The organism is Nonomuraea sp. PA05, assembly GCF_008086045.1.
Lineage (GTDB): Bacteria > Actinomycetota > Actinomycetes > Streptosporangiales > Streptosporangiaceae > Nonomuraea > Nonomuraea monospora.
Map to the genome: position 1 here is coordinate 357869 of NZ_VSEY01000002.1, position 21276 is coordinate 379144.

Genomic DNA, 21276 nt, shown 5'->3' on the forward strand with positions numbered 1-21276 from the left:
TTGTCAGATCACGCGGCTCACCAGCCCCGTGTCGAGGCTGTAGTAGGCGCCGATGACGGTGGCGCTGCCGTACAGGAGGGAGTCGGCTCTCAGGCAGGTGACGGTCCGCTGGATGTGGGCGTGGACCATGGGTTCGACGCGGCCGTTGGAGGTGGTGTAGGCGGGTTCGAGCGCCTCGACGATCGCGGGCAGCTCGCCGGGCAGGGTGAGGCGCCTGCGTAAGGCCCGCGCGGCCGCCGTGACCGCGCCGCAGCGCTGGTGCCCGAGGACGACAACGAGGCTGGCCCGCAGGTCCTGCGGGCCGTACTGGACGGCTGCCGTGACGAGGGAGTCGAGGGTGTGGGCGGCGGTACGGACGACCAGCAGATCGCCGAGGCCGACGTCGAAGACGACCTCGGGCGGCACCCGGGAGTCGATGCACGAGAGCACGACCGCCCGGGGCTGCTGCCCGGAGGCGACCTGTCTCCGGCGTCGCGGGTCCTGGTGCGGGTGGGCGGACTTGCCCGCCGCCCAGCGCCGGTTGCCCTGTTCGAGTAAGGACCACATGTGCCTGGCGGAACCACGCCAAGCGACCGCTTCGTTACGCACGGTTCCGGTATGCCCGCCGGGCCGGTGGCCTAGCGGGCAGAAGTCACAGGCGGCAGGCGTAGATGTCGGTGACCAGGATGGCCCTTGCGCCGATGTCCCAGAGCTGATCCATCACCTGCTGGTGGCCCTTGCGCCGGACCATGGCGCGCACGGCGACCCAGCCCTCGCGGTGCAGCGGCGAGACCGTGGGCCCCTCCATGCCGGGCGTCAGCGCGATGGCCTCCTCGATGCGCTCGGCGCGGATGTCGTAGTCCATCATGACGTAGTCGCGGGCCTGCACGACGCCCTGGAAGCGGCGGATGAGCTGGCCGACCCCCGGGGTGTCGGGCGCGCTGTGCCGCTTGATCAGCACGGCCTCCGACTTCATGATCGGGTCGCCGAACACCTCCAGGCCGACGTTGCGCAGCGTGGTGCCGGTCTCGACGACGTCGGCCACGGCGTCGGCCACGCCCAGCCTGATGGCCGTCTCGACGGCGCCGTCGAGCTTGATCACCCGGGCGTCCACGCCCTGGTCGGAGAGGTACTTGTCGAGCAGGCCCGCGTAGGAGGTGGCGATGCGCCTGCCGTTGAGGTCCTGCGCGCAGGACATCGTGCCGGCCGCGGCGGCCAGCCGGAAGGTGGAGGCGCCGAAGCCGAGCGGCATGATCTCCTCGACCGGCGCGCCGGAGTCGATCAGCATGTCGCGGCCGGTGATGCCGACGTCGAGGGTGCCCTCACCGACGTAGACGGCGATGTCGCGGGGGCGCAGGAAGAACAGCTCCCAGCCGTTCGCCTCGTCGACGACGACGAGCTCCTTGCTGTCCCTGCGGGACCGGTAACCGGCCTCCTTCAGCATGTCCTGGGCGGCCTCGCTGAGCGAGCCCTTGTTGGGTACTGCCAGACGCAGCATGTCCGTAGGTCCTTACGTGTGTGTGCCTTCCGCTATCTCTGGTGGCGGGCGCACCGCGGCGCCCTAGAGATGCTTGTAGACCTGGTCGAGGCCGATGCCCTTGGCGATCATCAGCACCTGCACGTGGTAGAGGAGCTGCGAGATCTCCTCGGCGGCCCTGTCGTCTGACTCGTACTCGGCGGCCATCCAGCTCTCGGCGGCCTCCTCGACGACCTTCTTGCCGATGGCATGGACGCCGGCGTCGAGCGCGGCCACGGTGCCCGAGCCCGCGGGCCGGGTACGGGCCTTCTCTGACAGCTCGGCGAACAGCTCTTCGAAGGTCTTCATGATCTCTCTCGTCGGTCGGATGACGTGCCTGTTAAGCCTAGTCTGCGTCACGGGGTGACGCCGCCCCGCGTCCGCCACGCGAGACGGCGCCACCCGCTGTTCATCCCGCTGTTCACCCCAGCGCCTTCTTCGCCCTGGCCACCCGCTCCATGGCGTGCGCGGACTCCCCGCCCTCGTGCCCGTTGTACGGGTACACCCTGATGTCCTTCTCCCCCGCGTAGTGGTTGTAGGCGGCGAACACCGTGGACGGCGGCGTGATCCCGTCCTGCAGCCCGGCGGAGAACAGCGCGGGCGTGCGCGCCCTGGCCGCGAAGTTGACCCCGTCGAAGTAGGCCAGCGTCGCGAAGACCCGCTCCACCTGATCCTTGAACGCCCGGCAGTAGGCGGCCAGCTCGGCATACGGGTACTCGGGCGTGATCTGCGTGGCGTGCCTGATGTGGCACATGAACGGCACGTCCAGCAGCGCGCACGCCAGATCGGGCACCAGCGCCGACACGGCCAGCGCGATCGCCCCGCCCTGGCTCGCCCCGCCGACCGCGACCGCGCCGATGCCCGGATGCGCCCTGGCGGCCTCGACCGCGCGCACGGCGTCGGTGTAGAGCCGCCGGTAGTAGTAGGCGTCGGGGTCGTGGATGCCGCTGGTCATCACGCCCGGCGTCTGCGGCCCCGTGCCGGGGTACGGATCGGCGGTGTCGCCGCGCCGCCACCCGCCCGCGCCCTGGCCGCGGCTGTCCATGGCGAACACGGCGTACCCGAAGCTCGGCCACAGCAGCCAGTCGATCGGCAGCCCGCGCCCGCCGCCGTACCCCTGGTACTCCACCACGCACGGCACCGGCCCCGTGGTGTGGCGCGGCAGCAGCAGCCAGCCCTTGATGGGGTGGCCGCCGAAGCCGGCGAACGTCACGTCGAACACGTCGGCCACGGTCAGGCCGGTCGGGACGGGGACGAACGCGGGGGCGAGGTCGTGGGCGCGGGCCTCGGCGAGCGTCCGCTCCCAGAAGGCGTCGAAGTCGGCGGGCTCGTCCCGATCGGGCAGGTACTCGCGCAGTCGCGGCAGGGGCATGTCGACGAACATCGCGCCACCCTACCCGCAGGCCCTGAACCGGGAAAGCCACCCCCAGCAGGCCATGCATCGTGCCAAAAGCGCATCTCGACAGGCCAGCGCCGCGCCGCTCACACTCCGATGAAACTTACATGACTCAGAGTTGTCACTTACCCGTTTAAGTGATGAGATTCCGCACATTAGGCGGCGAGAGATCGGATGGCTCCCCATGCGACGTACGACGGCGGCATGCACCACGGTCCTGCTCGCGCTCGTGAGCGCGGCCTGCGCCACGAGCGGTCAGCCCCAGACCCAGCAGGCGAACAGTGACGCCCCCGCGACCCTGTCCTTCTGGTCCACCGGCGGCGACGACGAGACGGCGATCTTCCAGAAGGCGGCCGACCTCTACCACCAGCAGCACCCCAACGTGACGGTCAAGGTGCAGACCCTGTCGTGGGACGACGCCTACGCCAAGCTCCTGGCGGCGGCCACCAGCCGCAGCGGCCCCGACGTCATCTCCGGCGGCATGACCTGGACCATCCAGTTCGGCGCCAGGGGCGCCATGGTGGACCTGCGCAAGCACGGTCTGGAGTCGCTCAAGGCGCAGGCCCAGCCCGCGCAGTGGGAGTCGGCCGTCTCCCCTGACGGCTCGGTGTACGGCGTGCCGCTGGACATGTCCACGCTCGCCCTCTACTACCGCACCGACCTGCTGGACAAGGCCGGTCTCGACGGCCCGCCGAAGACGTGGGAGGAGCTGACCGCGGCCATCGGCGAGCTGAAGGCGGCCGGGGTGGCCAAGCCGTACAGCCAGGACTGGGGCAACCTCGACTGGATCGGCTACTTCAACTACCTCTACCAGGCGGGCGGCACCTTCTACACGCCCGAGTGCAAGCCCTCGCTCGGCACCCCGCAGGCCGAGCAGGCGCTGGCGTACTGGGTGGACCTCTACCGCGAGCACGGCGCGCCGACCGCCAGCGTGGAGGCCTCCGACGCGCTCGACACCGGCACCGCGCTGGTGGTGGGCGGCAACTGGATCGCCAAGGGCATCGACGTCAACAAGCCGAAGCTGAAGGGCAAGTGGGCGATGACCACGCTGCCCGCGGGCCCGGCCGGGCCGACCACGTTCATCGGCGGGCGCGCGATCGGCGTGACGTCCTTCAGCAAGCACGCGCAGACGGGCGCGGACTTCGTGAAGTTCATGTACAGCGACGAGGCCATCGCGGCGATCGTGGACGAGGCCAGGAAGCGGAACCTGCCCTACATCCCGCCGCGCCCCGACAAGGTGGTGGACTCCTCGTCGTTCACGCCGGACCAGGCCCGCGTGTTCGAGCAGGCGTTCAGCACGGGCAAGGCCGCGCCCGGCTGCCCCGGCTGGGACGAGAGCGCCCCGGACGTCTCCAAGCAACTGCAGTCGGCCATCCTCGGCAAGGCGGACGTCAAGACCGCGCTGGCCGAGGCCGCCAAGGTGATGGAGCGCAACGCCGGCTGAGGAGGAGCCCCCACATGGCGAACCCCGTCCCGCTGCGCAGCAGGCTGCGCCGCTACGGCACCTCGTACGCGATGCTGCTGCCCTTTCTCGCGCTGTTCGCGGCGTTCCTGATCTGGCCGCTGGCCAACTCGCTCTACCTGAGCTTCACCACGTTCGACGGCATCAACCCGGCCGCCTTCACCGGCCTGGAGAACTTCCGGCGGCTCGCGGAGGACACCCGCTTCCTGCACGCGCTGAGCAACACCAGCGTGTACGTGGTCGCGTCCGTCCTCATCGGCACCCTGCTGTCGCTCGGCCTCGCGCTGGCGTTCGGCGGCCCGAGCTGGACGCACCGCATCATGCGCACCATCTTCTTCCTGCCCTCCGTCACCTCCTCCATCGCGCTCATGCTCATGTGGAAGTGGGTGCTGTTCCCCAGTGACGTGGGCCTGGCCAACACGATCGTGCGCTGGTTCGGCGGCACGGCCGTCGCCTGGCTGGCCACGCCGGGGCTGACCATCCCGATCCTGGTGCTGATGGCGGTGTGGGGCGGCATGGGTTACGGCATGGTGCTGTACGTCGCCGGGCTCGGCTCGATCCCCCAGGAGTACTACGAGGCGGCCGAGATCGACGGCGCCTCGGCCTGGCGGCGGCTGCTGCACATCACGCTGCCGCTGCTGCGGCCCGTCACCACGTACGTGGTGGTGACCGGGCTGATCGGCGCCTTCCAGGTGTTCGAGGCGGTCTACATCGTCTTCCGCGGCACCAACAGCGTCGGCGGCGTGCTCGACTCCGGCCTGATGATCGTCCCCTACCTGTACGACCAGGGGTTCACCCACTTCAAGCTGGGCTACGCCTCGGCCATCGCCTGGGTGCTCTTCCTGGTCATCTTCGTGCTCAGCCTCGTCAACCTGCGCCTGGGCCGCGCGATGAAGGAGCTGTGATGGCCACCGCGGCCTCCGCCGCCCCGGCGGCCCGCGCGGTTCCGGCGGCCCCCGGCCGGTCGCGGGCCGGCGGGCATCTGCTGCGCCTGCCGTTCTACCTGCTGTCGCTGACCATGGTGGTGCCGTTCTACTGGCTGCTCATCACGGTGTTCAAGCCGCCGGCCGAGCTGGCCAGGACGCCGCCGTCGTTCGTGCCGCAGTCGCCCACCTTCGCCAACTTCCACGACGTGGAATGGTCGGCCGAGCGCGTCAACCCGGGCCATCTGCAGGGCATCTTCCAGCGGTTCCAGGTGGACTTCGGGTTCTGGCGGTTCCTGTTCAACAGCCTGTTCATCACCAGCGTCATCACCGTCGGGGCGCTGCTGATCTGCTCGCTGGCCGCGTACGTGATCGCCAAGCACGACATCAAGGGCCGCAGGGTCATCTTCCTGCTGGTCGTCGCCTCGATGATGGTGCCGTGGCAGACCACGCTCATCCCCAACTACGTGATCATGCGGAACCTGGGGTGGCTGGACAGCTACGCCGGCTACATCATGCCGGCGCTGGCCAAGGCGTTCGTGCTGTTCTTCCTGGTGCAGTTCCTGCAGTCGCTGCCGGACGAGCTGATTCACGCGGCCAGGGTGGACGGGGCCGGGGAGTGGCGCATCTGGTGGCGGATCGTGCTGCCGCTGCTGCGGCCGGCGCTCGCCGCGATGTCGATCTTCATCGTGCTCGGGGAGTGGAACAACTTCCTGTGGCCGCTCATCATCGTGCAGAGCGACGAGATGGCCAACCTGCCGGTGGCGCTGGCGCGGCTGAACTCGTACTACGCGGGGCCGGATCATCAGGGGGCGATCATGGCGGGCGGGTTGATCGCGTCGGTGCCGACGATCGTGTTCTTCCTGATGTTCCAGCGGTACTTCGTCCGGGGCATCGCGCTGAGCGGGCTGAAGGGCTGAAAACGGCGCTGCCCGCCGCACCGGGAAGGGTGCGGCGGGCAGTCAGGTACAGCCGGTAGTGCGTTACGGCCGGTCAGCGCTCGAAGCGGCGGCCGGAGTTGCGGCGGAAGCCGCCGCCGTTGCCGCGCTCGTCGGAGCGGCCGGCGCCGGAGCGGTAGCCGTCACGGGCGGCCGGGCGGTCGCCGGAACGGAAACCGTCACGCGCGGGACGGTCACCGGAGCGGTAGCCGTCACGGGCCGGGCGGTCGTCGGAGCGGAAGCCCCGGTCGCGGTCGCCCGCGAAGGGGCGGCCACGGTCGGAGTTGTAGCGCGGGCCCCGATCGCCGACACGGTCGCCGCCACGGTCGCCGCCGCGGTCGTCCTGGCGGAACGGCCGGTCGTCGGAGCGGTAGCCGCCGCGTCCCTGGCCGTCACGCCGGCGGTCGTCGCCGAACGTGCGCGGCTCCTGCGTGCGCCCGAACGGCCGCTCGCCCTCGCCGTGCCTGCGCGGACGACGGTCGTCGCCGCCGCCGAAGGGACGCCCGCCGTCCTCGTGCCTGCGCGGGCGGCGGTCGTCACCGGAGTTGAACGGACGCTCACCGTCCTCGTGGCGGCGCGGGCGGCGCTCGCCGTCGAAGTCGCGGCGGCCACGGCGGCCACGGCGCTCGGACGTGCCGTTGTCACGGCGGGGCCGCAGCGGCTTGCGGACGTCCGGCTCCCACACGGGGATGGCCTCGCCGCTCGGCGTGCGGGCCCCGGTCACCTCGGCGACCCTGGGGTGGCCTGGCGTGGCCTTCAGGCGGAACGGGTGAATGCCGGCGCGGCGGGTGAGCGCGTCGGTCGAGCGGCGCTCGTTCGGCAGCACCAGCGTGACGACCGTGCCCTTCTCGCCGGCGCGGGCGGTGCGGCCGCCCCTGTGCAGGTAGCTCTTGTGGTCCTGCGGCGGGTCGACGTGCAGCACCAGGCTGATGTTGTCGACGTGGATGCCGCGCGCCGCGACGTCCGTGCAGACCAGCACGTTGACGGAGCCCTCGCGGAACTCCGACAGGATGCGGGTGCGCTGGTTCTGGCGCTTGCCGCCGTGCAGGCCGCCGGACTTGACGCCGACGCGGGCGAGCTGCTTGCACAGCCGGTCCACGCCGTGCTGGGTGCGGACGAAGATGATGGTGCGGCCCTCGCGGTTGGCGATCTCGGCCGTCACGTCGAACTTGTCGTCGCGGGTGACCTGGATCACGTGGTGCTCCATGGTGTCGACCGGCGAGGTCGCCGGGGCCACGGAGTGCGTGATCGGGTCCTTCAGGAAGCGCTGCACCAGCTTGTCGACGTCGCCGTCGAGGGTGGCGGAGAACAGCAGCCGCTGACCGTCGGCCGGGGTCTGCGCGAGCAGGTCGGTGACGACGGGGAAGAAGCCGAGGTCGCACATGTGGTCGGCCTCGTCGAGCACGCTCACCTCGACGTCGCCCAGTGAGCACTCGCCCTGCCTGATCAGGTCGCCGAGGCGGCCCGGGGTGGCGATGACGACGTCCACGCCGCGCCGCAGCGCCTCGATCTGCTTGCCCATGGACATGCCGCCGACGACGACCTTCATGCGCAGGCCGAGGCCGCGCCCGAGGGGCTCGAGGGCGTCGTGCACCTGGAGGGCCAGCTCACGGGTGGGCACGAGGATCATCGCGTGGGGGCGGCCGGGCGCGGGCTTCACACCGGCGATGCGCGCCATGGTGGGCAGGCCGAACGCGAGCGTCTTGCCGGAGCCGGTCTGGCCGCGGCCGAGCACGTCGTTGCCTGCGAGCACGTCGGGGATCGTCGCGCTCTGGATGGGGAACGGGCTGTCGAAGCCCAGCTTGGCCAGCCCGTTCACGAGCGGCTTCGGCAGGCCGAGCAGCTCGAACTCGGACGGGCCGGGCTCGGCCACGGGGGCCTCCACCGTGTTGTCCACGGCAGCGGAGGTGTCGCCGAGCTCGGGCATGACAGCGTCAAGCATGGTCACGAAAGTCGTGCCTTTCCGTCGAAGTGGCGCGTCACTTCTGCGAAAGGACGAGCCAGGGCGTGCGGCCCCAGAGGCCGCACGAGGTTCAAGGGCACCCGCCGTCATGGGGGCGGGGTGAAGATGAGGGGGACACCCAGGGCATCGGCCGCAGGCGATGCGATACGCGTGATGAGACGTCAGGTGTACCTGTCACTCAACGCCGGGGATGTTATCGGATATTCCCCGGCTATGCGTGGCGGACCTTGCGAAAACGCAAGGCACGCTGAAACCCCTGACGTTTTACCGCCAGGGGTGACAGCAGAAAGATCAGACGTTGAAGCCTAGCATACGGAGCTGCTCGCGCCCCTCGTCGGTGATCTTGTCAGGGCCCCACGGCGGCAGCCAGACCCAGTTGATCTTGACGTCGGAGACCATGCCGTCGAGCGCCGAGTGCGCCTGGTCCTCGATCACGTCGGTCAGCGGGCAGGCCGCGCTGGTCAGCGTCATGTCGATGGTGCACACGGGCTGCCCGCCGTCGGCCGCGTCGAGGTTGAGCCCGTAGATCAGGCCCAGGTCCACGACGTTGATGCCGAGCTCGGGGTCCACGACGTCCTTGAGCGCCTCCATGACCTCCTCGACGGTCGTGTCACCATCGAAGCCGGTCGGCGTCTCCGTCGGCTTGCTCATTGCCCAGCACTCCTCACAACAGCGTCCTTGTAGGCCATCCACGAAAGCAACGCGCATTTAACGCGCGCGGGGAACTTGGCCACGCCCGCGAACGCGACCGCGTCGCCGAGGACCTCCTCGTCGGCCTCGACCTGCCCCCTGCCCTGCATCAGCCGGGTGAACTCGTCGACGACCGAGAGCGTCTCGTCCACCGTGGAGCCGGTGGTCAGCTCGTGCAGCACCGAGGCGGCGGCCTGGCTGATCGAACAGCCCTGGCCCTCGTAGGACACGTCCAGGATCTTGCCGGCGTCGCCCACCTTGACCCTGAGCGTGATCTCGTCGCCGCACGTCGGGTTCACGTGGTGAACCTCGGCGTCGTACGGCTCGCGCAGCCCCCGCCCCTGCGGGTGCTTGTAGTGTTCCAGGATCAGCTCCTGGTACATCGACTCGCCGATCATGGCTATGCGAACACCTTCTGAACGTGATGGAGGCCGCGGACCAGGGCATCGATCTCGCCCGTGGTGTTGTACAGGTAGAACGACGCCCGCGTGGTCGCGGGTATTCCGAACCGCAGGTGCAGCGGGCGCGCGCAGTGGTGCCCGACGCGGACGGCCACGCCGAACTGGTCGTCCAGGATCTGCCCGACGTCGTGCGGGTGGATGCCCTCCAGCGTGAAGGACACCGTCGCTCCGCGCTGCTCCAGCGTATCGGGGCCGATGAAGCGCAGCGTGGGCACCTCGCGCAGAGCCTCCAGCGCGTACGCCGTCAGCTCCCGCTCGTACGCCTCGACGGCGTCGAGACCGATGCCGGTGAGGTAGTCGACCGCCGCGCCGAGCCCGATGGCCTCGACGATCGGCGGCGTGCCCGCCTCGAACTTGTGCGGGATCGGCGCGTAGGTCGAGCGGTCCATCCAGACCGCCTCGATCATCTCGCCGCCGCCCAGGAACGGGGGCATGGCCTCCAGCAGCTCGGCCCGCCCCCACAGCACGCCGATGCCCGAGGGGCCGACCATCTTGTGGCCGGTGAAGGCCACGAAGTCGGCGCCCAGCTCGGTCACGTTCACCGGGTGGTGCGGCACGGACTGGGAGGCGTCGAGCGCGACGAGCGCCCCGACCTCGTGCGCCCGCGCGGCGATCGCGGCCACCGGGTTGACCGTGCCGAGCACGTTCGACTGGTGGGCGACCGAGACGATCTTCGTCCGCTCGGTGATCAGGGCGGGGTCGTAGTCGAGCCGCCCCTCGTCGGTGACGCCGAACCACTTCAGGCTCGCGCCGGTGCGCTGCGCGAGCAGCTGCCACGGCACGATGTTGGAGTGGTGCTCCATCTCGGTGATGACGATCTCGTCACCGGGGCCGAGGGTGAAGCGCGGGTCAGTGTTGGCATCGGTCGTGCCGGAGGCGCGCCATGTGTTACGCCCGAAGGAGTAGGCGAGCAGGTTGAGGGCCTCCGAGGCGTTCTTGGTGAAGATCACCTCGTCGCGCGACGGCGCCCCGACGAAGCCCGCGATCTTGTCGCGGGCGCCCTCGTAGGCGTCGGTCGACTCGGCCCCGAGCACGTGCATGGCGCGCCCGACGTTGCTGTAGTGCAGCGCCAGGTGCTCCCGCATGGTCTCGATGACCTGGTTGGGCTTCTGTGAGGAGTTGCCCGAGTCGAGATAGACGAGCGGTCGCCCGTCGGGCAGCTCGCGGGAGAAGACCGGGAAGTCCTTCCTGATCTTCTCCACATCGAAGCTGTTCGAAGTCATGCAGATGCCTTCGTGTACTGCTCGTAGCCCTCGGCCTCGAGCTTGTCGGCCAGTTCGGGGCCGCCCTCCTCGACGATCCGGCCGGCGGCGAAGACGTGCACGAAGTCCGGCTTCACGTACCGCAGGATGCGGGTGTAGTGGGTGATCAGCAGCACGCCGGTCTCACCCGAGGCGCGGAAGCGGTTGATGCCCTCCGACACCACGCGCAGCGCGTCGACGTCGAGGCCGGAGTCGGTCTCGTCGAGCACCGCGATCTTCGGCTTGAGCAGCTCCATCTGGAGGATCTCGTGGCGCTTCTTCTCGCCGCCGGAGAAACCCTCGTTCAGGTTGCGCTGGGCGAAGGCGGGGTCGATGGACAGGGCGTCCATGCCGCTCTTGAGGTCCTTGGCGAACTCGCGCAGCTTCGGCGCCTCGCCGCGGACGGCGGTGACGGCCGAGCGCAGGAAGTTGGACACCGAGACGCCGGGGACCTCGACCGGGTACTGCATGGCCAGGAACAGGCCGGCGCGGGCGCGCTCGTCGACGGACAGCTCAAGCAGGTCCACGCCGTCGAGCAGCACCTGGCCGCCGGTGATCGTGTATTTGGGGTGACCGGCGATGGCGTAGGCGAGCGTCGACTTGCCCGAGCCGTTGGGGCCCATGATGGCGTGGGTCTGCCCGGCCTTCACGGTCAGGTTGACGCCGCGCAGGATTTCCTTGTCCTCGACGGCGACCTGGAGGTCACGGATCTCAAGGGTGGACATGTGCTTAGGACTCCTTCGAGAGCGAGACGAGGACGTCATCGCCGTCGATCTTCACTGTGTAGACGTTCACGGGTTGGGTGGCGGGCGGCCCGGTGGGCTTGCCGGTGTTGATGTCGAAGCACGAGCCGTGCAGCCAGCACTCCAGGGTGCCGTCGTACACCTCGCCCTCGCTGAGCTTGACCTCGGCGTGCGAGCAGACGTCGTGCAGGGCGTGCACCTCCTGGCCCTTGCGGATGAGCGCCACGGGCGTCTCCTCCGCGCCGACCTCGACGCCGATGACGCCCCCGTCGGGGATGTCCTCGACCTTGCACACCTTCTCGAACGTGCTCATCGGCTCAGTTCCGCTTCCAGCGCGGCCATGACGCGCTCGCGGATCTCCTCGATCTGGATCTTCTCCACGAGCTGGCCGAGGAAGCCCCGGACGACCAGGCGGCGCGCCTCGTCGTAGGGGATGCCGCGGGCCTGGAGGTAGAAGATGTGCTCGTCGTCGAGGCGGCCGGAGGCGGAGGCGTGCCCCGCTCCCGCGACCTCGCCGGTGAGGATCTCCAGGTTGGGCACCGAGTCGGCGCGGGCGCCGTCGGTGAGGATGAGGTTGCGGTTGAGCTCGTAGGTGTCGGTGCCCTCGGCCTCGACCCTGATGATCACGTCGCCGATCCAGACGGCGTGCGCCGCCTCGCCCTGGAGGGCGCCGCGGTAGTCGACGTTGCTCTTGCAGTTGGGCTGCGAGTGGTCGACCAGCAGGCGGTGCTCCAGGTGCTGCCCGGCGTCGACGAAGTAGACACCCGACATGTCGGCGTCGCCGCCCGGCGCGGTGTAGGTGACACTGGGCGACAGGCGTACCAGGTCGCCGCCGAGCGTCACCACGAAGCTGCGGAAGGTGGCGTCCTTGGCGAGCTGCGCGTGGTGGTGGGAGACGTGGACCGCGTCGTCCTCCCAGTCCTGGAGGCTGACGACCTTGAGGTTGGCCCCGTCGCCGACGACGAACTCGATGTTGTCGGCGTAGACGGCGCTGCCCTTGTGGTCGAGCACGAGCACGGCCTCGGCCATCGGCTCGACCTTGACCACGATGTGGCCGTAGGTCGCGCCGTCGCCCTCGCCCGTCAGCGTCAGCACGGTCGGCTTGGAGGTGACGGCCTCGCGCGGCACCGTGATCACGGTGGCCTTCTCGAAGCTGTTCCAGGCCTGGGCGCTCACCCGGTCGGTCGGCATGAACGACTTGCCCACGCGGGCGTCGTCGCGGCCGACCGTCTCGACGGTGACCTCGGGGGCGGCGTCCACGTCCACGCGGACGTGGCCGACCGCGTCGGCCTTGCCGTTGTGCAGGCCCTTGAGGCGGGACAGCGGCGTGAAGCGCCACGCCTCCTCGCGCCCGGTCGGGACCTCGAAGTCGCCCAGCTCGTAGGACGCCTTCTCGTGCAGGGTCGACAGGGGCTTCTCGTTCAGGCCCATCAGCCGACGGCTCCTTCCATCTGCAGCTCGATCAGCCGGTTCAGCTCGAGCGCGTACTCCATGGGCAGCTCACGCGCGATCGGCTCCACGAAGCCGCGCACGATCATCGCCATCGCCTCGTCCTCGTCGAGCCCGCGGCTCATGAGGTAGAACAGCTGGTCCTCGCTGACCTTGGAGACCGTGGCCTCGTGGCCCATCGAGACGTCGTCCTCGCGGACGTCGACGTACGGGTAGGTGTCGGAGCGGCTGATCTGGTCGACCAGCAGGGCGTCGCACTTGACGGTGCTGGCGCTGCCGTGGGCGCCCTCCTCGATCTGCACGAGACCGCGGTAGGAGGTGCGGCCGCCGCCGCGCGCCACCGACTTGGAGATGACGCTGGAGCTGGTGTTGGGCGCCAGGTGCACCATCTTGGAGCCGGCGTCCTGGTGCTGGCCCTCGCCCGCGAACGCGACGCTCAGCGTCTCGCCCTTGGCGTGCTCGCCCATCAGGTAGACGGCCGGGTACTTCATCGTGACCTTGGAGCCGATGTTGCCGTCGATCCACTCCATGGTGGCGCCCTCGTAGGCGACGGCGCGCTTGGTCACCAAGTTGTAGACGTTGTTCGACCAGTTCTGGATGGTCGTGTAACGGCAGCGGGCGTTCTTCTTCACGATGATCTCGACGACCGCGCTGTGCAGCGAGTCGGAGGAGTAGATCGGCGCGGTACAGCCCTCGACGTAGTGCACGTAGCTGTTCTCGTCGACGATGATCAGGGTCCGCTCGAACTGGCCCATGTTCTCGGTGTTGATCCGGAAGTAGGCCTGCAGCGGGATCTCGACCTCGACGTTCGGCGGCACGTAGATGAACGAGCCACCGGACCACACGGCGGTGTTGAGCGCGGCGAACTTGTTGTCGCCCACCGGGATCACCGAGCCGAAGTACTCCTTGAAGAGCTCCTCGTGCTCCTTCAGGCCCGTGTCGGTGTCGACGAAGATGACACCCTTCTCCTCGAGGTCCTCACGGATCTTGTGATAGACGACCTCGGACTCGTACTGGGCCGCGACACCGGCGATGAGGCGCTGCTTCTCCGCCTCGGGGATGCCGAGCTTGTCGTAGGTGTTCTTGATGTCGGCGGGCAGCTCGTCCCAGGAAGCGGCCTGCTTCTCGGTGGAGCGCACGAAGTACTTGATGTTGTCGAAGTCGATGCCGGTGAGGTCGGAGCCCCAGGTGGGCAGCGGCTTCTTGTGGAACAGGCGGAGGCCCTTCAGGCGAAGGTCGAGCATCCACTCCGGCTCGTTCTTGAGCGCGGAGATGTTGCGGACGACCTCCTCGGACAGGCCGCGCTTGGCCGCCGCGCCCGCGGCATCCGGGTCGGCCCAGCCGAACTTGTAATTCCCGAGGCCTTCCAGCTCCGGGCGGTCGGTGACAGTCACCTTCCGGTCTCCTTGCTCTTGTCTCTATGTGCGGAATCGGCCAATGACTGCGGGGACACGTGCGTCGTGCACACCCCGTCGCCGTGGGCGATCGTGGCCAGGCGCTGCACCGGGGTGCCGAGCAGCTGCGCGAACGCCTCCGTCTCGGCCTCACACAGCTGCGGGAACTCCGCGGCCGCGTGCGCCACCGGGCAGTGGTGCTGGCAGAGCTGGTCGCCGCCCGACTTGGCCTTGCTGGCCGAGGCGGCATACCCCTCTGCCGACAGCGCCTGCGCCAGCACCTGCACGCGCTGGTCCGCGGGCACCGTCGCCATGACGGGCTCCAGCCGCCTGAGCAGGCTGGCCACCTGCTCGCGGGCGAAGTCTGCCACGGCTTCTCGCCCCATACGCTCGGCCAGGAAACGCAGCGCGCTCCCGGCCAGGTCGTCGTAGGCGTGCTCGAAAGCACTGCGCCCCGCGTCGGTGATCGCGAACAGCTTGGCGGGCCGCCCGCGCCCGCGCTGTCCGCGCGGGCGTACCGTACGAGGCTCGATCATCCCGTCGGCCAGCAGCGCGTCGAGGTGACGCCGGACGGCGGCGGGCGTGAGCCCGAGCCGCTCGCCGAGTGCCGCGGCCGCGACGGGACCATGCTCAAGAATCAGCCTGGCGACGCGGGCGCGGGTGCCGCGCTCACCACCGGGCTCCATCGTGGGCATGTTTTTCACAACATCAGTGTGCCGTAATTCCTTCCCGCTTCACAAACGGATCTGAGCAGGGGCGGGAATGGAATTTGTCACGCAGGGTAGCCTTACCTAACTTTCGTCCGGCCCAGGATCGTGAACGCCAGGGCCGAGCAGATGAAGAGCCCGAGCATGACACAGGCCATGGGCACCGCGGAGCCGGTTCCGGCAAGTCCGACCAGCGGGGCGGATGCCGCGCCGAGGGCGAACTGCAGCACGCCGGTCAGCGCCGAGGCGCTCCCCGCGACCTGCGCGGGCTGGGAGCCCAGCGCCAGCGCGCCGGTGCCCGGCAGGACCAGGCCCTGGCCCAGCATGATGACGATCAGCCCGCTCACGATGCCCCACAGGCCGAGGTCCGCCAGCGCCGCGGTCATCAGCAGCGCCGCGCCGAGCAGCGCGACGCCGAGACCCGCGCGCACCAGCAGGCCCGGCCGCACCCGGCCCGACAGACGGCCGCCGAGCTGGGAGGTCGCGATCAGGGCGAAGGCGTTCAGGCCGAAGATGAGGGAGTACTGCTGGGGCGTGGCGCCGTACACGTCCTGGAGGACGAAGGGCGAGCCCGAGATGTAGCCGAACATGGCCGCGAACGCCAGCCCGCCGGTCAGCGCGTAGCCCATGAACGAGCGGTCGCGCAGGAGCTGCCAGAACGTGCTCACGGTGTGCCTGAGGCCGCCGCTCTCGCGCTGCTCGGCGGGCAGCGTCTCGCGCACGCCCGCCACCACCGCGAGCAGCAGCAGGAGCCCGGCGATGCTGAGCGCCACGAACACGCCGCGCCACGAGGTGAACGCGAGGAGCTGCGCGCCGGCGATGGGCGCCAGAATCGGCGCCAGGCCGCTGACCAGCATCAGCGTGGCGAAGATGCGGGCGATGGCGGCGCCGTCGTACAGGTCGCGGACGACCGCCCGCACGATGACCAGCGCCGCGCCGCCCAGCATGCCCTGCAGCAGCCGGAAGACGATGAGCATCGGCACCGACGGCGCGAACGCGCACAGCAGCGAGGCGACCATGAACCCGGCCACCCCGATCATCAGCGGCGCCCGCCGGCCGCGCACGTCGCTCGTGGGCCCGGCGATCACCTGGCCGAGCGACACGCCGATGAGGCAGGCGGTGAGCGTGAGCTGGACCTGCGCCTCCCCGCTGAGCATCTCGGAGGTGATGGCGGGCAGGGCGGGGAGGTACATGTCGATGGACAGCGGGCCGATCGCCGACAGGGCGCCGAGGATCAGCAGCAGCACTCCGCGGCGGCTCTTGCGCTCCGGTTGGACGACGGCGGCGGACGTGGCGATTTCAGCCACGGACATGCGTGTACCCCTCTCCCTCGTAGGCCTGTGGCCCCACGAGGGCCGAGTGGTCAAACCATGTTCCGGTCCTCCGAATTCCCAGTCATCAGATATTTCCCGAAATCTCATCCGATGGGATGCATGACCAGGCCAATGCGGTCATGCTTACCTGCGGCCCGGACCGCCTGCGGGAGTCCCTAAACTCGTGGCCATGGATTCCCCAGCCGTCGAGATCGTCGACCTGGTCAAACGCTACGGCGGCCGCACCGCCGTCGACGGCCTCACCTTCCGCGCCGAGCGCGGCGCCGTCACCGCGGTCCTCGGTCCCAACGGCGCGGGCAAGACGTCCACGGTGGAGATCTGCGAGGGGTTCCGCAAGGCCGACGCCGGCACGGTCAAGGTCCTCGGCCTCGCGCCCGCGCTGCCGGAGCTGCGCGCGCGGGTGGGCGTCATGCTGCAGGCGGGCGGCGTGCCGCCGGCCATGCGCTGCGCCGAGTGGCTGCGGCTGGTCTCCCGCTTCTACGCGCACCCCCTAGATCCGGGCGCGCTGCTCGAACGGCTGGGGCTGACCGATCACGTACGCACCCCGTACCGGCGGCTGTCGGGCGGCCAGCAGCAGCGGCTGTCCCTGGCGGCGGCCGTCGTCGGGCGGCCCGAGCTGGTCTTCCTCGACGAGCCGACGGCCGGTCTCGACCCGCAGGCCAGGCACGCCTGCTGGGACCTCGTGGGCGAGCTGCGCGCCGCCGGCGTGTCGGTCATGCTGACCACCCACCACATGGACGAGGCCGAGCGGCTGGCCGACCACGTCGTCATCATCGACAGGGGGCGCGTGGTGGCCGAGGGCAGCCCCGCCTCGCTCACCGGGGCGGAGCGGCAGCTCAGGTTCAGGGCGCGGCCGGGGCTGGCGCTGGAGGAGCTGCTCAACGCGCTCCCGGCGGGCAGCGCGGCCAAGGAGTCGCCGGCCGGCCACTACATCATCGAGGGCCTGGTGGGCCCCGAGCTGCTGGCCACGGTGACGGCCTGGTGCGCGGCCGAGGGCGTCACGGCCGACGACCTGCGCATCGAGCGCCGCACCCTCGAAGACGTCTTCCTGGAGCTGACCGGCAGGGAGCTGCGATGACCGCCCTCGACCTCACCCCCGCTCCCGGCGCGGCGCCGTTCCCGCGCATGGTGCTGGCGCAGGCGGGCGCGGAGATCCGCGCCATGCTGCGCAACGGCGAGCAGCTCCTGCTCACCATGATCATCCCGGTGCTGCTGCTGACCGGCTTCTCACTCGCGCCGCTGATCGACGTCGGCGGCGGGCGGCGCGTCGACTTCCTGGTGCCGGGCGTGCTCGCGCTGGCCGTCATGTCCACCGCCTTCACCGGGCAGGCCATCGGCACCGGCTTCGAGCGCCGCTACGGCGTGCTCAAGCGGCTCGGCGCCACCCCGCTGTCCAGGAGCGGGCTCATGCTGGCCAAGACGGCGGCGGTGGCCGGCGTGGAGCTCATCCAGGCCGTGGTCATCGTGGCCGTGGGGCTGGCGCTGGGGTGGCGTCCGCAGGGCTCGTTCCTGGGCGCCGTGGTGCTGATCGTGCTGGGCACGGCGGCGTTCAGCGGGCTCGGGCTGCTGATGGCCGGCACGCTGCGCGCCGAGGCCACCCTGGCGGCGGCCAACCTGGTCTACCTGGTGCTGCTGGGGGTGGGCGGGGTGATGTTCCCCCTGTCCAAGTTCCCCGACGGGGTGCGGCCGGTGCTGGAGGCGCTGCCCATCTCCGCGCTGACGAGCGGCCTGCGCGCGGTGCTCGCCCAAGGGGCGGCGCTTCCGCTGGTGCCGGTGCTCGTGCTGGCGGCGTGGGCGGTGGTGTCGCTGGGGCTGGTCTCGCGTACGTTCCGCTGGGAATGAGCGCCGCGTTCATTCGGGGCGAGGCGGTTCTGGGCCGCGTTCATTCGGGGCGGGGCGGTTCTGGGCGCAGGGCGCCGTAGCGGCGGCGGGTGAGTGCGGCCACCGCCGTCAGGGGGATGGCCGCACCGGCCGCCAGCCCGAACAGGAGCCCGTACCGCCCGTCCTGCGCCAGCGGCCCCGCCGCCCATGAGGCGACCGCGCTGCCCACGAACAACGCGCAGGCGAAGAACGCGATGGTGGTCCCGCGGGCCTCGGGCACGACGGAGGTGGCCCAGGTCTGCAGCGAGGAGTGCAGGAACGACCAGCCCCCGCCCAGCAGCAGCGCCGTGACGACCACGACGGGCACGCTGACGTGCACGGCCACGATGGCGAACCCCGCGCAGAGCTGCGCGCCGCCCACGACCATGAGCAGGGGCGCGGACCAGCGTCCCGACAGGTGCTTGACGAGCTTGGCGAAGCCCCACAGCCCCAGCCCGTACGCGGTGATCGACAGCCCGGCCACGGCGGCGGCCAGCCCCGTGTGCTGGAGCGCGGGAGCCAGGAACGGCATGACGCCCAGCATGATGGCCCCCTCGGTGAAGGCCAGCGCGAACACCAGCAGCGCCCACCGCTGCCCGAGCACCGCCCCGAGGTGGCCGAGCACCCCGTTGCCCGCGTTCTCGTGGCGAGGGGGCTCGGGCAGCGTGCGCAGTGACAGCGCGCAGGCCAGCGCGCAGACTGCGGGGACGGTGAAGGCCACTCGCCAGTCCACCAGGCCCGCGACGACGCCGCCCAGCCCCGTGGCGAGCGCCGTGCCGAGCGCGGCGGCGGCCATGAGGTCCGTGAGCGCGCGCTGGCGCACCGAGGGCTCGACGGTGTCGCCGACGTACGTCAGCCCTGTGGGGATCACCGCGCCGAAGCAGGCGCCCGTCACCACCCTGGCCACGACGAGCGTGCCCAGCATGGGCATCAGCGCCGAGGCCAGGCCCGCCAGCGCGGCGCCGAACAGCGCCCACCGCATCACGCTCACGCGTCCGAAACGGTCGGACAGCAGGCCCCACAGCGGCTGCGTCAGCCCGTACGCCAGGTAGTAGCCGCTGGCGGCGGCGACCGCGGCCGACAGCGGGACGCCCAGGTCGGCGGCGATGAGCACGAGCATGGGGCTCACGGCGAACCGGTCGAAGCTGCTGACGAACCCGGCCACGGACAGGGTCAGCGGCGGGCGGGTGAGGCTAACGGAGGGGGTGGGGGCTTTCATACGTCCATGTTCTATTTGTCCGGATGAATGATCCAGTCGGCAGTAGTACCACCTTAAAGGGGGGAATATCGGGCGCGTTGAGTAGGCTCTGAAGGTTGCTCTGCATGTTCCTGACGAGGAGTTCCGTGACCGCCTTCGCACTCGACGACCCCATCGACCGGGGGCCGGCCCTTCCCCGGCCGGGCAAGCTGCTCCGCGGCGCCGCCGACAGCATCCCGCCCTCTGGCCTCGTGCTGCTGGGGATCTTCTCGGTACAGCTCGGCGCCGGGTTCGCCAAGGAGCTGTTCGCGACGCTGCCGCCGAGCGCGGTGGTGTTCCTGCGCATCGCGGCCGGGGCACTCATCATGGGGGCGGTCGCGCGTCCCAGGCTCAGGGGGCTGTCCTGGCGCGACTGGGCGGTGGGGGTCGGCTTCGGCCTGACGCTCGCCGTCATGAACCTGACCTTCTACGAGGCCCTGGCGCGGCTGCCGATGGGCATCGCGGTGGCGATCGAGTTCCTCGGGCCGCTCGGCGTCGCGGTGGCCGCCTCGCGGCGGCGGATCGACCTGGTGTGGGTCGGGCTGGCCGCCATCGGCGTGCTGCTGCTGGCCCCGTGGGGCGAGTCGGCGTCGGTGAGCTGGGTGGGCATCGGGTTCGCGATGGTGGCGGGCGCCTGCTGGGCCGCCTACATCCTGCTGTCGGCGGCGGCCGGGCGGCGCTTCCCGGGGACGAGCGGGCTGTCGTTCGCGATGATCGTGTCGGCCCTGGCGATCCTGCCGGTCGGCGTCACGACGGGCGGGGCCGACCTGCTGCAGCCGGAGCTGCTGCTCATCGGGCTCGGGGTGGGGCTGCTGTCGTCGGTGATCCCGTACTCGCTGGAGCTGCAGGCGCTGCGGCGCATGCCCAAGCACGTGTTCGGCATCCTGATGAGCCTGGAGCCCGCCGTGGCGGCGCTGATCGGGGTGCTGCTGCTGAGCGAGATCCTGCACGTCCAGCAGTGGGCGGCGATCATCTGCATCGTGGCCGCCAGCCTGGGCTCGACCCGCACGCGCAACCGGGGATGACCGTGAGATGAGGGCCGCCGCGCGCCCGTGGGATGGGGTCTCGGGCGCGCGGCGGTGGGCTCGGCTCGGTGGGCGGGGTGTGCCGAGCCCATGAAGGTCAGCGGAGTGCGGGTGTCCGCTTGACCAGGCATGTGCCGGAAAGGGCCGGTCCGTTGCGGACCGGGGACGCGGGACCGGCGGCGCTCGCGCCAGGCGTCGCCCGGCCGGTCCGCATTGAGATTACCGCCATCGGGGAGTGCCCGATCCCCGAATGTCAGAACTTGACGCCGTTTACCGTCAGTGCTCGGCCCAGATGCCGCGGACGTGGCCGATGTGCTCCGCCATCAGGTGCCCGACGGCGGCGCCGTCGCCGCTCTTGAGCGCGTCCAGCAGTTGCAGGTGCTCCCTCGCCGAGTCGCCCAGCGTGCCCCGCTCGGACAGCTGCGACAGGCCGTACAGCCTGGCCCTGTTGCGCAGGTCCTGCACCACCGACACCAGGTGCGCGTTCCCGCACAGCGACAGCAGCTCGACGTGGAAGCGCAGGTCGGCGTCCACGTACGCGAGCAGGTCGCCCCGCTCGCTGGCCGAGACGATCTCCTCGGCGATCGGCCGCAGCCGCTCGAACTCCTCCGCCCGCGAGCTGTCGGCCAGCCTCGCCACCGTGGGCACCTCGATGAGCTGGCGGATCTCGGTCAGCTCGTCCAGGTCGCGGTCGGACAGCTCCGTGACCCTGAACCCCTTGTTGCGCACGGCCTCGACCAGGCCCTCCTTGGCCAGGTCGAGCATCGCCTCACGCACCGGCGTAGCCGAGACGCCGAACTGGGCGGCCAGCACCGGCGCCGAGTAGACCACCCCCGGCCGCATCTCACCGGTGATCAGCGCGGCGCGCAGCGCGTGCGCCACCTGCTCGCGCAAGCTGAGCCGCTCCCCCACCATCGGCAGGTCGAGCCGGTCCTCGGCAGCCATCGGCCCATCCCTC

22 protein-coding genes are annotated in these 21276 nt (G+C 70.4%); 6 read left to right on the forward strand and 16 right to left on the reverse strand.

The features are described 5' to 3' along the window. Positions 1-3: 3 nt before the first annotated feature. The 4 genes from FXF51_RS04630 to FXF51_RS04645 form a co-directional block, all read right to left on the reverse strand. Entirely contained in the window at positions 4-546 is a 543-nt protein-coding gene (locus FXF51_RS04630) for a carbonic anhydrase (RefSeq protein WP_148432964.1), read from the reverse strand. Between the two features lie 85 nt (positions 547-631). Next, entirely contained in the window at positions 632-1477 is an 846-nt protein-coding gene (gene hisG / locus FXF51_RS04635; RefSeq protein ID WP_148432965.1) for an ATP phosphoribosyltransferase, read from the reverse strand. A gap of 63 nt (positions 1478-1540) precedes the next feature. Continuing rightward, positions 1541-1804 carry a phosphoribosyl-ATP diphosphatase gene (locus FXF51_RS04640; protein WP_043628104.1) on the reverse strand — a complete coding sequence of 88 codons (264 nt, stop codon included), beginning with the start codon at positions 1802-1804 and terminating at the stop codon, positions 1541-1543. Between the two features lie 112 nt (positions 1805-1916). Then, positions 1917-2879 (reverse strand): acetylxylan esterase, encoded by a 963-nt coding sequence (locus FXF51_RS04645; protein ID WP_148432966.1) that lies wholly within the window; start codon positions 2877-2879, stop codon positions 1917-1919. Positions 2880-3075: 196 nt separating this feature from the next. Between FXF51_RS04645 and FXF51_RS04650 the strand changes: the two genes are divergently transcribed. The 3 genes from FXF51_RS04650 to FXF51_RS04660 are packed head-to-tail and all read left to right on the forward strand — an operon-like array spanning position 3076 to position 6196. Further along, a complete protein-coding gene (locus FXF51_RS04650; RefSeq protein ID WP_148432967.1) occupies positions 3076-4335 on the forward strand; it encodes an extracellular solute-binding protein in 1260 nt (419 codons plus the stop codon). Positions 4336-4349: 14 nt separating this feature from the next. Further along, the gene (locus FXF51_RS04655) at positions 4350-5258 is read left to right on the forward strand and encodes a carbohydrate ABC transporter permease (protein ID WP_148432968.1); all 909 of its coding nucleotides are present in this window, start codon (positions 4350-4352) and stop codon (positions 5256-5258) included. After that, positions 5258-6196 carry a carbohydrate ABC transporter permease gene (locus FXF51_RS04660; protein WP_148432969.1) on the forward strand — a complete coding sequence of 313 codons (939 nt, stop codon included), beginning with the start codon at positions 5258-5260 and terminating at the stop codon, positions 6194-6196. The genes FXF51_RS04655 and FXF51_RS04660 overlap by 1 nt, the downstream gene beginning before the upstream one ends. A gap of 73 nt (positions 6197-6269) precedes the next feature. On the opposite strand, the gene FXF51_RS04665 is transcribed toward FXF51_RS04660, so the two are convergent. The 10 genes from FXF51_RS04665 to FXF51_RS04710 all read right to left on the reverse strand — a co-directional run bounded on the left by FXF51_RS04665 (position 6270) and on the right by FXF51_RS04710 (position 16175). After that, a complete protein-coding gene (locus FXF51_RS04665; RefSeq protein WP_148432970.1) occupies positions 6270-8156 on the reverse strand; it encodes a DEAD/DEAH box helicase in 1887 nt (628 codons plus the stop codon). Between the two features lie 312 nt (positions 8157-8468). Further along, positions 8469-8828, reverse strand: coding sequence for a metal-sulfur cluster assembly factor (locus FXF51_RS04670; protein WP_148432971.1), 360 nt, complete (start codon positions 8826-8828; stop codon positions 8469-8471). Beyond that, positions 8825-9265: a Fe-S cluster assembly sulfur transfer protein SufU gene (gene sufU, locus FXF51_RS04675; RefSeq protein ID WP_148432972.1), complete on the reverse strand. Its 441-nt coding sequence runs from the start codon at positions 9263-9265 to the stop codon at positions 8825-8827. The genes FXF51_RS04670 and sufU overlap by 4 nt, the downstream gene beginning before the upstream one ends. Before the next feature lie 2 nt (positions 9266-9267). Then, entirely contained in the window at positions 9268-10551 is a 1284-nt protein-coding gene (locus tag FXF51_RS04680; RefSeq protein WP_148432973.1) for a cysteine desulfurase, read from the reverse strand. Next, on the reverse strand, positions 10548-11294 hold the full coding sequence (sufC, locus tag FXF51_RS04685) for a Fe-S cluster assembly ATPase SufC (RefSeq protein WP_148432974.1): 747 nt from the start codon (positions 11292-11294) through the stop codon (positions 10548-10550). The genes FXF51_RS04680 and sufC overlap by 4 nt, the downstream gene beginning before the upstream one ends. Before the next feature lie 4 nt (positions 11295-11298). Then, positions 11299-11625, reverse strand: coding sequence for a non-heme iron oxygenase ferredoxin subunit (locus tag FXF51_RS04690; RefSeq protein WP_148432975.1), 327 nt, complete (start codon positions 11623-11625; stop codon positions 11299-11301). Then, positions 11622-12743 (reverse strand): Fe-S cluster assembly protein SufD, encoded by a 1122-nt coding sequence (sufD, locus tag FXF51_RS04695; protein WP_148432976.1) that lies wholly within the window; start codon positions 12741-12743, stop codon positions 11622-11624. Before sufD ends, FXF51_RS04690 begins: the two co-directional genes overlap by 4 nt. Then, entirely contained in the window at positions 12743-14155 is a 1413-nt protein-coding gene (gene sufB, locus FXF51_RS04700) for a Fe-S cluster assembly protein SufB (protein WP_148432977.1), read from the reverse strand. Before sufB ends, sufD begins: the two co-directional genes overlap by 1 nt. Then, positions 14152-14850 carry a helix-turn-helix transcriptional regulator gene (locus FXF51_RS04705; RefSeq protein WP_148432978.1) on the reverse strand — a complete coding sequence of 233 codons (699 nt, stop codon included), beginning with the start codon at positions 14848-14850 and terminating at the stop codon, positions 14152-14154. The genes sufB and FXF51_RS04705 overlap by 4 nt, the downstream gene beginning before the upstream one ends. A 92-nt stretch (positions 14851-14942) precedes the next feature. Further along, positions 14943-16175 carry a multidrug effflux MFS transporter gene (locus FXF51_RS04710; protein ID WP_148432979.1) on the reverse strand — a complete coding sequence of 411 codons (1233 nt, stop codon included), beginning with the start codon at positions 16173-16175 and terminating at the stop codon, positions 14943-14945. Between the two features lie 190 nt (positions 16176-16365). On the opposite strand from FXF51_RS04710, the gene FXF51_RS04715 reads away from it, so the two are divergent. After that, positions 16366-17274: an ABC transporter ATP-binding protein gene (locus FXF51_RS04715; protein WP_148432980.1), complete on the forward strand. Its 909-nt coding sequence runs from the start codon at positions 16366-16368 to the stop codon at positions 17272-17274. After that, complete coding sequence (locus tag FXF51_RS04720) at positions 17271-18038, forward strand: ABC transporter permease (RefSeq protein WP_148432981.1); 768 nt, start codon at positions 17271-17273, stop codon at positions 18036-18038. The genes FXF51_RS04715 and FXF51_RS04720 overlap by 4 nt, the downstream gene beginning before the upstream one ends. Before the next feature lie 40 nt (positions 18039-18078). Here the strand turns inward: FXF51_RS04720 and FXF51_RS04725 are convergent, their stop codons facing one another. Next, on the reverse strand, positions 18079-19275 hold the full coding sequence (locus FXF51_RS04725; RefSeq protein WP_148432982.1) for an MFS transporter: 1197 nt from the start codon (positions 19273-19275) through the stop codon (positions 18079-18081). Positions 19276-19400: 125 nt separating this feature from the next. Here FXF51_RS04725 and FXF51_RS04730 point away from each other — a divergent pair, with 125 nt between their 5' ends. After that, positions 19401-20318 (forward strand): EamA family transporter, encoded by a 918-nt coding sequence (locus FXF51_RS04730; protein WP_262379289.1) that lies wholly within the window; start codon positions 19401-19403, stop codon positions 20316-20318. 276 nt (positions 20319-20594) lie between these two features. On the opposite strand, the gene FXF51_RS04735 is transcribed toward FXF51_RS04730, so the two are convergent. Beyond that, positions 20595-21263 carry a GntR family transcriptional regulator gene (locus tag FXF51_RS04735; RefSeq protein WP_148432984.1) on the reverse strand — a complete coding sequence of 223 codons (669 nt, stop codon included), beginning with the start codon at positions 21261-21263 and terminating at the stop codon, positions 20595-20597. Positions 21264-21276 lie beyond the last annotated feature (13 nt).